11 protein-coding genes are annotated in these 12,284 nt (G+C 73.2%); 3 read left to right on the top strand and 8 right to left on the bottom strand.

What is annotated here, in order from left to right:
* Positions 1–38: 38 nt before the first annotated feature.
* Positions 39–824, top strand: a complete 786-nt coding sequence (locus tag QOZ86_RS21220) for a SpoIIE family protein phosphatase (RefSeq protein WP_431521220.1) — start codon at positions 39–41, stop codon at positions 822–824.
* On the top strand, positions 821–2,218 hold the full coding sequence (locus QOZ86_RS13550; RefSeq protein WP_284492501.1) for a glucose-6-phosphate dehydrogenase: 1,398 nt from the start codon (positions 821–823) through the stop codon (positions 2,216–2,218). Before QOZ86_RS21220 ends, QOZ86_RS13550 begins: the two co-directional genes overlap by 4 nt.
* 163 nt (positions 2,219–2,381) lie before the next feature.
* On the opposite strand, the gene QOZ86_RS13545 is transcribed toward QOZ86_RS13550, so the two are convergent.
* Positions 2,382–3,773 (bottom strand): aspartate aminotransferase family protein, encoded by a 1,392-nt coding sequence (locus QOZ86_RS13545; RefSeq protein ID WP_284492500.1) that lies wholly within the window; start codon positions 3,771–3,773, stop codon positions 2,382–2,384.
* A 205-nt stretch (positions 3,774–3,978) separates the two neighbouring features.
* Between QOZ86_RS13545 and QOZ86_RS13540 the strand changes: the two genes are divergently transcribed.
* Entirely contained in the window at positions 3,979–4,950 is a 972-nt protein-coding gene (locus QOZ86_RS13540; protein WP_284492499.1) for a quinone oxidoreductase family protein, read from the top strand.
* A gap of 72 nt (positions 4,951–5,022) precedes the next feature.
* On the opposite strand, the gene QOZ86_RS13535 is transcribed toward QOZ86_RS13540, so the two are convergent.
* From QOZ86_RS13535 to QOZ86_RS13505, 7 genes are all read right to left on the bottom strand, one after another.
* A complete protein-coding gene (locus tag QOZ86_RS13535; RefSeq protein ID WP_284492498.1) occupies positions 5,023–5,979 on the bottom strand; it encodes a VWA domain-containing protein in 957 nt (318 codons plus the stop codon).
* Complete coding sequence (locus QOZ86_RS13530; protein WP_284492497.1) at positions 5,976–7,001, bottom strand: DUF58 domain-containing protein; 1,026 nt, start codon at positions 6,999–7,001, stop codon at positions 5,976–5,978. Before QOZ86_RS13530 ends, QOZ86_RS13535 begins: the two co-directional genes overlap by 4 nt.
* Positions 6,998–8,284 carry an AAA family ATPase gene (locus tag QOZ86_RS13525; RefSeq protein ID WP_284492496.1) on the bottom strand — a complete coding sequence of 429 codons (1,287 nt, stop codon included), beginning with the start codon at positions 8,282–8,284 and terminating at the stop codon, positions 6,998–7,000. Before QOZ86_RS13525 ends, QOZ86_RS13530 begins: the two co-directional genes overlap by 4 nt.
* Before the next feature lie 344 nt (positions 8,285–8,628).
* The gene (locus tag QOZ86_RS13520) at positions 8,629–9,948 is read right to left on the bottom strand and encodes a C40 family peptidase (protein WP_284492495.1); all 1,320 of its coding nucleotides are present in this window, start codon (positions 9,946–9,948) and stop codon (positions 8,629–8,631) included.
* 152 nt (positions 9,949–10,100) lie between these two features.
* Positions 10,101–11,636, bottom strand: coding sequence for an AMP-binding protein (locus tag QOZ86_RS13515; RefSeq protein ID WP_284492494.1), 1,536 nt, complete (start codon positions 11,634–11,636; stop codon positions 10,101–10,103).
* A gap of 200 nt (positions 11,637–11,836) precedes the next feature.
* Positions 11,837–12,043, bottom strand: coding sequence for a hypothetical protein (locus tag QOZ86_RS13510; protein ID WP_284492493.1), 207 nt, complete (start codon positions 12,041–12,043; stop codon positions 11,837–11,839).
* Positions 12,044–12,081: 38 nt separating this feature from the next.
* Positions 12,082–12,284 (bottom strand): hypothetical protein (locus QOZ86_RS13505; RefSeq protein ID WP_284492492.1); only part of this gene is annotated, 203 nt, incomplete at its 5' end.

Raw genomic sequence — 12,284 nt, 5'->3', positions numbered from 1 at the left:
AGATATCCGGAGCCGTAGACGCCGGTCAGATCACCGCTGTGCCTCCGCAGGGCCGAGAGCCGCCGCCGCCGCCGCTCGTCGTGCGCCTGCTGCGCGGCCCGGTGCCCGTCGAGTGCCAGCCTCGTGAGCAGTTGCGAACGACTGAGCCCTGGGCAACGCGCAGCGGCAGCATCCAGAGCAACGGCGAGCTCGTCGGTCTCGGTGACCATGTGACGCGGTCGGGCGGTGGGCACCCCGGAAGTGTAACACCTTTGCCCGACGGTGATGCACCACCGCTGCAGCCCGGGTCGACCGTCGTCCACGACACCGACGGTCTCGTGGAACGACGCGGCTCCTCCATCGACGACGGGACGGAGCTGCTGCGGACGGCGGCGACCACGCTCGCTCGTGCCGGGCTCACGTTGGACCAGCTCTGCGACGCGCTGCTGGCCGAGCTGGGCGCGGCGTTCGACGACGACGTCGCCCTGCTCGCCGCGCGGGCTCACCCGGGGAACCGCCCGCGGCCCCCGGAAGCCGGACCGTCGGTGGAGCCGGCCGACCTGCGGGGTCGCCGACTCATCAGGGCTCCGGCTGAGCGATCAGTTTCGACGTCGGGTGCTGACGCTCAGCTCTTTCCACTCATCGGCCTCGGCGACGGCCGCGCCGAGCACCTGCCGGTAGCTGGTCAGGGCATCGCTACCGCCTCCCCGGCCGCGTGGGCGCCGGTCGCGGGGCTCGGCGAGGATGGTCGTGCCATGGTCACAGCCCCGCAGTCCGCCCGACCCGGACCACACCCCGGACCGACCCGGACGCCGACCGTCCCACCCCTCGAGGAGCGCTCGTGATCGGCCGGTTGCTCCTGCTCGGTGCCACGGGCGACCTGGCCGGGCGGTTCCTGCTGCCCGCGCTCGCCCGGCTGTCGGCCGACGGCCGGATACCCGACGGCCTGCAGGTCGTGGGCAGCGCCCACCAGGACTGGGACGACCGGACCTTCCGGACCCACGTGGCCACCCGGCTGGAGCAGCACGCCGGGGACGTGTCGACCGAGGTGCGCACCGCGCTCGTCGATCGCCTCCGGTACCAGGCCGTCGACCCCGGGCAGCCGGGCACCGTCGCCGCCGCGGTGCGCGCCTTCGAGGACGGCGGCGATGCCCCCGACCGGGCTGCGGTAGCGGTCTACCTGGCCCTGCCCCCGGCACTGTTCCCGGCGATGCTGGGCGCGCTCGGCGGCGCGGAGCTACCGGCCGGCAGCCGCATCGCGGTGGAGAAGCCATTCGGTACCGATCTGGCGAGCGCGGTGGCACTGAACGAGCTGCTCGCCCGCGTGACCGGCGGCATCGAGGAGGCTGCGTTCCGCGTCGACCACTTCCTCGGGATGCCGACGGTGCAGGCGCTGCTCGACCTGCATGCGCCCGGCCACTCGCTGGCCCCCGTCTGGAACAGCGCCTCCATCGCGCAGGTCGACGTGCTGTGGGAGGAGACGCTGGGGCTCGAGGGCCGGGCGAACTTCTACGATCGGAACGGCGCCGTCCGGGACGTGATGCAGAACCACATGCTCCAAGCTCTGACTCTCCTCGCGATGGAGCTGCCGGCCCGGCAGACCGAGAGCGAGCTGCATGCAGCCAAGCTCGACCTGCTCCGGTCGGTCCGAGTGCTCTCCGCCGCGGAGGTCTCCCACCGGACCCGCCGGGCCCGCTACACCGCCGGGAGGCTGACGGGGGCGGGCGCGACCGGCGGTCGGGCCGTGCCCGGGTACACCGACGAGGACGGCGTCGACCCCGCTCGCGGCACCGAGACCTACGCCGAGCTGCTCCTGGAGGTGGCCACCCCTCGGTGGACCGGCACCCGGTTCGTCCTCCGCACCGGAAAGGCGATGGGCACGCTCCGCAAGGGGGTGGGCCTCCACTTCCGGACCGCCGCGCCGGCGTGCGACCCGCATGACGCCGAGCGGGTGGCGGCCGACCGGCTGTGGATCGAGCTCGATGCGCCGGAGGAGAACCGGCAGCCCGGTGTGCAGGTGACCGCCCCGGGCGAGCGCACCGCGTACGGCCGGGTGCTGACCGATCTGCTGTCCGGCGGCAGCCGACTCTCGGTGAGCGGCGAGGAGGCCGAGCAGGCCTGGCGGATCGTCGACCCGGTGCTGCAGGCGTGGGCGCAGGGCGCCGTGCCGCTGCTGGAATACCCCGCCGGCGCGGCCGGCCCTCCCCCGCTCGAGGCGACCCCCGACTCGACGCGGTGACGGGTTCCGATGCGGACCAGCATCAGCTGGTCCGCCGGGGCTGCTCGCACTGGACTGCCTCCTGCGCCGTCGGTTGTCAGCCCTGCAGCCCTTGCGTGCTACGACGTCTCGACGGCGGGGGTCGACGACGCCGACACCCACCGCCCGCTGTCCCCGATCCGGGTCAGATCAGCTCGTAGGCCTCGGTCAGGGTGGCGCGCAGGATCTGCTCCATCTCGTCGAACTCCGCCTGCCCGGTGATCAGCGGCGGGGCGACCTGGATCACGACGTCACCACGGTCGTCGGGTCGGCAGTACAGGCCGTTGCCGAACAAGGCGCTCGGCAGGAAGCCACGCACCAGGAGTTCCCGCTCGGCGGTATTGAAGGTCTCGCGGGTGGCCTTGTCCTTGACCAGTTCGACGGCCCAGAAGTAGCCGTCGCCGCGGACGTCGCCGACGATCGGCAGATCGAGCAGTTTCCGCAGCGTCGCCCCGAACGCCTCCTCGTTGTCCAGGACCCGCTGGTTGAGCCCCTCGCGCTCCATGATGTCGAGGTTGGCCAGCGACAGCGCCGCCGCGACCGGGTGGCCGCCGAAGGTGTACCCGTGCGGGAAGGCCACGCCGGGGCGCAGGAACGGCTCGATGACACGTTCCGAAGCGATCATCGCGCCGATGGGCCCGTAGCCGGAACTCATGCCTTTGGCGCAGGTGATCATGTCGGGCGTGTAACCGAACTTCTCGCAGGCGAACGTGGCCCCGTGCCGGCCGAAGGCGCAGATGACCTCATCGGAGACCAGCAGGACGTCGTACCGGTCGCAGATCTCCCGCACCCGGTCGAAGTAGCCGGGTGGGGGCGTGAGGCACCCACCGGAGTTCTGCACCGGCTCGAGGAAGACCGCCGCGACCGTGTCGGCACCCTCGAAGAGGATGGCCTCCTCGATCCGGTCGGCCGCCCACAGGCCGAAGGCCTTGGGGTCGTCCGCGAACTCGGGATGCCGGTAGAGGTTCGTGTTCGGCACCCGGAAACCGCCGGGGGCCAGCGGCTCGAAGTCCTTCTTCATCGCCGGGAGCCCGGTGATCGCCAGCGCCCCGTGGGGCGTGCCGTGATAAGCGATCGAGCGGCTGATGACCTTGTGCTTCTGCGGCTTTCCCGTCAGCTTGAAGTACTGCTTGGCCGCCTTCCACGCCGACTCGACGGCCTCTCCCCCACCGGAGGTGAAGAAGACCCTGTTGAGGTCGCCCGGCGCCATGCCGGCAAGACGCTCCGCGAGCTCGGCCTGGACGGGGGTCGTGTACCCCCACACCGGGAAGTACGCGAGCTCGCAGATCTGTTTGGCGGCCACCTCCGCCAGTTCCCGGCGGCCGTGCCCGATCTGGACGACGAACAGCCCGGACAGGCCGTCGAGGATGCGGCGTCCCTGGTTGTCCCACAGGTAGGCGCCCTCCCCTCGGGTGATCACCGGCACCGGGGTCTCCGGGTGCCGCCCCTGGCGCGCGAAGTGCATCCACAAGTGATCCGCAGCGCGCGCCGCCGTGCGATCGACAGGGCCGGACGGTGTCTCGATGGGGGTGGTCATGCGGGCTCCTGTGGGTGTCGCGGATTGGTCGAGACCAAGCCAGCGCCGCGGAGATCGGCACGGTGGATGTGCCGAGCGCCGCAACGACCGGTTCGCTGACCAGCTGACCGTCCCAGGTCGACAGCCCTTCGGCCAGTCCCTCGTCCTCCCGCAGCGCCCGCTGGCGGCGGGAAGCCCGCAGCTGCCGAGCCCTGGCCTCAACCCCGTGCGCGCTGTGCAGATAACCCGCTTCGGCGGTCCTGAGGTCCTTGACGTCGTCGACCTGCCCGACCCGACCCCGGGCGAGGGTCAGCAGCTCTACGAGGTGAGTGCCGCAGGCGTCAACTTCGCCGACACCCACCAGATCGAGAACTCCTACCTCGCCGAGCAGCGGCTGCCACTGGTCCCGGGCGCGGAGTTCGTCGGCACGCCGGTCGGCGGCGGGCAGCGGGTGGTCGGCCTGCTCGACGGCGGCGGCTACGCCGAGAAGGCCGTCGCCTCCCCGCGGCTGACCTGGCCGGTCCCGGACGGCGTCAGCGACGAGCAGGCGCTGTCCCTCGTGCTGCAGGGCACCACCGCCTGGCACCTGCTGCGCACCAGCGCGCACCTCGCCGAGGGCGAGTCGGTCGTCGTCATCGCCGGCGCCGGCGGCGTGGGCTCGCTGGCGGTGCAGCTGGCCCGCCGCTGGGGCGCCGGCCGGGTGATCGCCACCGCCTCCAGCCCGGAGAAGCGGAGGCTGACCGAGGACCTCGGCGCGCACGTCACCGTCGACCCCGCGCTGGCCGACGAGGACCCGAAGGCGTTCACCGCCGCGCTCCGCGAGGCCAACGGCGGCAAGCCCGTCGACATCGTGCTGGAGATGACCGGCGGCAACGTCTTCGCCGGCGCCCTGTCTGCGCTGGCGCCCTTCGGCCGGCTGGTCGCCTACGGCATGGCCTCCCGTGCCGAGACCAGGTCCGTACCGCCGGGTGCGCTGATGCAGCGCAGCCGCGCCGTCATCGGCTTCTGGCTGGCCCACTGCATGGCCCGCCCGGAGATGCTCGACGCCGCGATGACCGACCTGCTGCAGCAGGTCGCCGACGGCCGGCTGCACCCGGTCATCGGCGGCCGCTACCCGCTGTCGGACGTCCGCCAGGCGCACGAGGACCTGCTCGCCCGCCGCACCACCGGCAAGCTCGTCCTCGACCCCGCCAGGTAACGGGCTGGAACGGTCCCGCTGCAGGGGCCCGCCACGAGCGCAGCGAGTGGTGGGGGACAGCGGGGTCCTTCGTCAGACGAGGCGGTTGGTCCAGAGCAGGCTGAGCACGGCGCCGATGAGCACCACGACGACGCCACCGCGTACGAACCACGAGCTGATGTCCTTCGGCTCGGTCGTGTAGCCGATCTGGCTGCCCAGGTCGGCGTACACCTGCTCCAGCTCCTCGGCGCTCGCCGCCTCGCTGTAGCTGCCGCCGGTCTCCTGGGCCAGCTCCTCGAGGCTCGCCCGGTCGACCGGGACCGGCACCTGCTCGCCGTCGATGTCGAGGGTGCCGTAGTCGGTGCCGAACGCGATCGTGGACACCGGGACGCCGGCGGCCCGCGCCGCATCGATCGCCTGGGTCTCGTCGCGGCCCACGGTGTTGAAGCCGTCCGAGAGCAGCACGATGCGCGCCGGGGGCGCCTCCTCGCCGCTGCTCTCCAGCTGCGACTGGAAGTTCTCGATCGCCGACAGCGAGGTGAACACCGCCTCCCCGATGGCGGTCGCCTCGGCCAGGTCGAGGTTCTCGATGGCAACGGCCACCTGGGCCCGGTCGGTGGTCGGCGGCACCACGGTGGTCGCGGTACCGGCGAACGAGACCAGGCCGAGGTTGATCCGCTCGGGCAGCACGTCCACGAAGTCGACGGCCGCCCGCTGCATCGCCTGGAACCGGCTGGGCTCGACGTCCCTGGCCTCCATGGACAGCGACACGTCGACCGCCATCACCACGGTCGCCTTCTCCCGCGGCACCCGCACCTCCGTGCTGGGCACCGCCAGCGACACGACCAGCGTCGCCAGCCCCAGCGCGACGACGCCGAAGGCCAGGTGCCGTTTCCACCCGGGCCGCTTGGGCACCAGCGAGCCCAGCAGCGCCACGTTGGTGAACCGGGCGGCGTACGCCTTGCGCCGCAGCTGCAGCACCACGTACACCGCCACGAGCGCGGCGACCACCAGCAGGGCCAGCAGCCACCACGGGGACTGGAACGTCATCGGGAGGCACCTCCGTTGCCGGCGCGCCGGCGTTCGGCGACGAAGCGGACGACGTCCATGAGCCAGTCACGGTCGGTCCGCAGTTGCAGGTGGCCCGCACCGGCCCGGCGCAGCGCGGCGGCGACGGCGGCCCGCTGCGCGGCCGCGCCCTCGGCATAGCGGGCCCGGAACTCGGCGTTGCCGGTCGGCACCTCGAGGGTCTGCCCGGTCTCCGGGTCGACCACGGTGAGCAGGCCGACGTCGGGCAGCTCGAGCTCGCGCGGGTCGACCACCTCGATCGCCAGCAGCTCGTGCAGCGTCCCCAGCGCCCGCAGCGGGCGCTCCCAGTCGGCATCACCGAGGAAGTCGGAGATCACCACGACCAGGCCGCGTCGGCGCGGCGGCCGGCGCAGCGTCTCCAGCGCCGCGGCCAGGTCACCCCGGCGGCCGCTGGCCGCGCGCGGCGTGGCCACCACCGACCGGAGCAACCGCTCCGCCGCCAGCCGCCCGGGCATCGCCGGGAAGCGGTCGACCCGCTCGCCGGTGGTGACGACGGCGCCGAGCCGGTTGCCGCCGTGCACGGTGAGGTGACCGACGGCGGCCAGCCCGGCGATCGCGAGGTCGCGCTTCTGGCAGTTCGCGGTGCCGAAATCGAGGCTGGCCGACAGGTCGACGACGGCCCAGGTCTCCAGCTCGCGGTCGGCGATCGTCTCCCGGACGTGCGGCACCTGGGTTCGCGCGGTGACCGGCCAGTCCATCCGCCGGACGTCGTCCCCGGGGTGGTAGGTCCGCGAGTCGCCGGCCTCGCTGCCCGAGCCGGGCACCAGCCCGAGGTGGTCACCCTGCAGCAACCCGTCGAGCCGGCGCCGGACGGTGAGTTCCAGCCGCCGGAGCAGGACGTCGGCCGGGCCGTCGGTGAACCGCGGCGGCGTGCCGTCGTCGCCGCCCGGGCCGGCCGCCGATCCCGGCGTCGCCGGGTGCAGCAGCAGACCGGGGTGCTCGGGAGCCGGCGGGACCTCCTCCCGGCGACGGCGACCGATCACGCCTGCTGCGGTCCGGACGCGGTGCCGTTGTGCCGGCCCTCCCCGTCCGCCATGTGTGCGCCGCCGTTGGCGTGCGGTGCGTTGGCGTGGGGCGCGTGGCCCTGGGGACCGGGGCCGTACTGCGGACCACCCGGACCCTGCGGCCCGCCCTGACCCCAGGGCGCCCCGTGGGGCATGCCCTGCGGGGGGCCGTAGAAGGGCCCGGTCGGCACCGACGGTCCGCCAGGCTGCCCCGGGCCGCCGGAGGCGCCCTGACGGGGAGCGACCTGCGGAAGCGGCACCGTCTGGACGATCCGCTTCACGATGTGGTCGGCGGGCACGCCGTCGGCGAGCGCGTCGTAGGACAGCACCAGCCGGTGCCGGAGCACGTCGGCGGTGACGTCGAGGACGTCCTGCGGCAGCACGTAGTCCCGGCCGCGGACCAGCGCGAGCGCGCGGCTCGCGGCGATCAGCCCGAGCGAGGCACGCGGGCTGGCGCCGTAGGATACCCAGTTGGCGACGTCCTCCATGCCGTGCTCGCGCGGCGAGCGGGTGGCCACCACCAGGCGGACGACGTAGTCGACCAGAGCGTGGTGCACGAAGACCCGCGAGGCGGTCCGCTGCAGCCGGCGCAGCTCGTCGGGCCCCAGCACCGTCTCGGCCACCGGCCGCTCGGAGCCCATCCGGTAGATGATCTCCCGCTCCTCCTCGGCGGTCGGGTAGTCGACGAGCACCTTCATGAGGAAGCGGTCGCGCTGGGCCTCGGGCAGCGGGTAGACGCCCTCGGACTCGATCGGGTTCTGCGTCGCCAGCACGAGGAACGGGTCGGGCAGCGGGTGCGTGACGCCGCCGATGGAGACCTGCCGTTCGGCCATGACCTCGAGCAGGGCGGACTGCACCTTGGCCGGCGCGCGGTTGATCTCGTCGGTGAGGACGAAATTGGCGAAGACTGGCCCGAGCTCGGTGTCGAAGGCGTCCTGGCCGGCCTTGTAGATGCGGGTGCCGATGATGTCGGCCGGCACCAGATCGGGGGTGAACTGCAGGCGGGAGAACGAGCCTCCCACGACCGTCGCCAGCGTCTCGACCGCCAGGGTCTTGGCCACCCCGGGCACACCTTCGAGGAGCACGTGCCCGCGGGCCAGCAGCGCCACGAGCATCCGCTCGACCAGCCGGTCCTGGCCGACGATGACCCGCTTGATCTCGAAGAGGACCCGTTCCAGCCGGGCGGCGTCGACCGAGGGCGGGACCGGCGCCTGTGACGGGGCGGGCACGCTCTCGGTCGGGGTGCTGGCAGCGCTGGACACGTGACTCCCTGGTCGTGCCGGGCCGCGACCGCCCGGCACGGGCAGGTCTCGACGGGGCGGTGTCGTCCCGGCCCCTCGTCCAGTGTCCTACATCATCCGGTCGGGCCGCCGTCACCGACGGTGATCCGGCTCGCCGACTTGTGTCCACGACCCGGTGCGCGGACCCCTGCCGGGCGCGGGCGCGGACTGCTAGCCTCGGGCCTGCGTCGGGCAGCTCCCCCCGTGGCTGCCCGACGCCTTCCTCCTGCCCGTCGGTGGCCCCGATCAGGCGCTGCCCATGGCGCGACTCCGCGCCCCGGTCCGCTCCTCGCTCGTGCCTCGCTGCGATGCTCCCGGAGCTGTCGTCACGCGGAAGGTCGCACTGCGCCGACGTAGCCCTGCCACCACATGGGCGACACCTTCACGACGTCACCGCTCTGCGGCGCCTGCACCACCTGGTCGCCCCCCAGGTACAGGGCCACGTGGGTGATCGAGTTCGGGTTGTTGGTGTCCGTGCCCCAGAACACCAGGTCACCGGGGCGGAGATCGTCGCTGGACGCCTTGGGCAGCGCCGCGTACTGCGCCCGGCTGTTGCGCGGGATGGGGATGCCGGCGCGGGCGTAGGCGTACTGGGTCAGGCCGCTGCAGTCGAAGCCGACGATGCCCTCGTCGGGGTCCTGACCCTCGCCGGGTCCGCGGGTGCCGCCACCACCCCAGGCGTAGGGGGTGCCGAGGTAGGCCATGGCGGCGTCGATGGCCGTCTGGGCGGCGGAGGCACTGCCGGGACCGGCGGGTGCCGGCGCCGGGGTGGGCGCCGGTCGACCGCCACCCCCGGACGACGGGGGATCCGGGACCGGGGCCGGGGCCGGGCGCGGAGCCGGGGCGGGAGCGGCGATCACGGCCGCGGCCCGCTCGGCGGCGTCGCGGGCGCCGACGAGGGTCTCCAGTTCCTGCTGGGCCGCGCCCAGCTCCTGCTGCAGCTGCGCCTGCTGGGTGACGAGCGCGGCTGCCTGGGCCCGCGCGGAGATCTCGGCCGTCCGCGCGACCTCCAGCGTCGCGGCGGCCTCGGCCTGGAGGGCGTCGGCTTCGACCAGCGCGGTCTGCGCGACCACATCGGCGCGATCGGCCACCACCTTCAGCTCGGCGACCCGCTGCAGGACGTCGCTCCGGTGGCTGCCGGCCGCCTCGAGCAGCGCGGCCCGCTCGACCAGCTGACCGGGGTCGCCGGCGCTGATCAGCGCCGCGGCGCCGGCATACGTGCTGCCGTCCATGTAGCTGCGCCGGGCGAAGGAGGCGACGTCGCCCCGTGCCCCACCCAGCTCGGCGGCAGCCTGTGCGGAGGCGGCTGCGGCGCCGTCGGCATGGGCCCGGGCGGCCTCCGAGGCCTCCTGGGTGGCCTGGTACTGATCCAGCGCGATCGCCGACTCGGCGCGCGCATCGTCCACCGACCGCTGCGCGGCGGTCAGCCGCCCGCTGAGCCCGCGGATGCGGTCTTCGACGGCGCGGGCCTGCTCCTGCGCGGCCTGGATCTGGCTGTCACCGGGCCGCCGCGGCGCGGCTCCGGCAGCCGAGGGAGTGAGGCCGACGGCGACCGCGACCACGACGACCGTCCCGGCGATCCGCCGTGCGATCCGTCCTCCGGCCCGCTCGACCGCCCCGGCCGGGGAACCGGAACCGGTCCCCACCGTGCTGCTCCGCGTTCCGCTGCCCACGACCTGCCTCTTCCCGGCGACCACGGGACGCCCGGACGGGCGACCCGTGGTGGCATCGGTGGCTGGCCGGTGGCCGTTGAGCGCGCCTCACCCCTCGGGGGGAGACGGAGCCGCGGATCCTTCGCTCAGTTCACCTGGCGCTCGGATCCGGCCCAGAAGTCCTGACGGAGCTTGAACTTCTGGATCTTGCCGGTGGCGGTGCGCGCGAGCTCGTCGCGGAACTCGACCCGCTTGGGCGCCTTGTACCCGGCCAGGCGGGCCTTGCAGTGGGCGATGATGTCGGCCTCGCTCGCCTGCTCCCCCTCCGCGAGCACGACGATCGCGGTGACCATCTCCCCCCACTTCTCGTCGGGGATGCCTATGACGGCGACCTCGGCCACCGCCGGGTGGCTGAACACCACGTCCTCGACCTCGATCGAGGAGACGTTCTCGCCGCCGGTGATGATCACGTCCTTCTTGCGGTCGGAGATCGTGACGTAGCCCTCGTCGTCGATGCTGCCGCCGTCACCGGTGTGGAACCACCCGCCCTCCAGCGCCTCGGCCGAGGCGTCGGGATTCTCCCAGTAGCCGGCCAGCACGGTGTTGCTGCGGGCCAGCACCTCCCCGGAGTCGCTCACGGCCATCCGGGTGCCCAGCGACGGCACACCGGCGCGGGAGAGCCGCTTCGCGCGCTCGTCGGCGTCGAGCTGGTCGTACTCCGCGCGGGAGCGGTTGACGGTCAGCAGCGGCGCGGTCTCGGTGAGGCCGTAGATCTGGTTGAACTCCCAGCCGAGCTCGGCCTCGACCCGGGCGATGGTGCGGGAGGGCGGCGGTGCGCCGGCGACGATGATCCGCACCCGGTCCCGGCCGGGGATCACGCCGTCCCAGTCCGCGGCCGCCTCCAGCACGGCGTTCCAGACCGCCGGTGCCCCGGCCATGACGGTGACCCCGTGCTGCTCGACCCGGCGCAGGATCTCCGCGCCGTCGATCTTGCGGATCACCACCTGGCGGGCGCCGACGCCGGCCATGGCGTAGGGCAGCCCCCAGCCGTTGCAGTGGAACATCGGCAGCGTGTGCATGTAGACGTCGCGGTCGCTGATCTGCATGTGCATCCCGAACGTGACCGCGTTGACCCAGGTGTTGCGGTGGGTCATTCGCACGCCCTTGGGCCGGGCGGTCGTGCCGCTGGTGTAGTTGACCGTCGCCGTCGCGTCCTCGTCCGGCTCCGACCACGGGCGCGGCTCGGCGTCGAAGCGGAGCAGCTGCTCGTACTCCTCCCCCGTGCCGAACCGGTGCTCGGCGCGCACGCCCTTGAGCGAGGTCTCCAGCTCCGGGTCGACCAGCAGCACCCGCGCACCGGAGTGCCCGACGATGTACTCGACCTCCTCCGGCTGCAGCCGGAAGTTGATCGGCACCGCGACCCGGCCCGACGACGGCACCGAGAGCAGCAGCTCCAGCAGCCGGGCGGAGTTGTGGCTGACGATCGCCACCCGCTCCCCCTCGCCGATGCCGAGCGCATCCAGGCCCGCCTGCAGCGCCCGGCCGCGCCGGGCGACCTCGCGGTAGGAGACCTCGCCCAGCGAGGGGGCGGGCTGCGCCGGCTCGTCTACGACGCCGATGCGGTCGCCGTAGACCAGCTCGGCGCGGTCGAGGAAGTCGCGACTGGTGAGGGGCACGCGCATGCCGGCTCCCGAGGTGCAGGGCCGGAGCGGGCCGGCCGGTCGACGTGGTCCCCGTCACGCTATCGGGCACCGGGGACGACGACGAGCCGGTCAGGCCGGATCCCGGAACCAGCTGGAGGGGTCGACGCCACTCCCGGCGCCCGGCCGCGCGTGCTGGGTCCCGCGGATGTTGCCGCGGTGCTCCCGGTCTGACGGTCGGGTCAGAAGGGTGGCGGGTCGTCCGCCGGGTCCGGTTGTGGTGGCGGTGGTTCCGGTGGTCCGGTGAGCACGCGGAAGCCGGGCGGCCGGCTGATCCGGGTCACGCCGGAGGGTGTGATGACGGTGAGCACGCCGTCGTCGCTCATGGTGTGCTGCCAGCCCGGGGCGAAGGTCTTGAGCCGGTGGCGAGTCGCCGGGGGGAATTTCACCCCCCGGCGCTCTTAGAACCGTGCGTGACAGTCTCCCGTCACACGGCTCCCGTCGTTGAACCACTCGGGAGTGCTCCGTGCCGCCAGTGAACGAACAGGCCCGGGTTTGTGCTGGCGATCTGGGCGAGTCGCCTGCGGGCCTTGGCTTGGGCACGGTGCAATCGCTTGTATTTCCGGCACGCCCATTTGACCAGGTGCGGATTCAGCCGCTCCTGCAGGAATGCGATCAACTTGGATTTGT

Source organism: Blastococcus capsensis (assembly GCF_030165005.1).
Taxonomy (GTDB): Bacteria; Actinomycetota; Actinomycetes; order Mycobacteriales; family Geodermatophilaceae; genus Blastococcus; species Blastococcus capsensis.
This window is presented reverse-complemented; position numbering and strand designations above follow the sequence as displayed.

What these genes read in the sequence shown, in the direction of transcription:
- QOZ86_RS13545 (WP_284492500.1), bottom strand. Translation starts at nt 3,773, where the DNA reads ATGACCACCCCCATCGAGACACCGTCCGGCCCTGTCGATCGCACGGCG.
- QOZ86_RS13535 (WP_284492498.1), bottom strand. Translation starts at nt 5,979, where the DNA reads ATGACGTTCCAGTCCCCGTGGTGGCTGCTGGCCCTGCTGGTGGTCGCC.
- QOZ86_RS13515 (WP_284492494.1), bottom strand. Translation starts at nt 11,636, where the DNA reads ATGCGCGTGCCCCTCACCAGTCGCGACTTCCTCGACCGCGCCGAGCTG.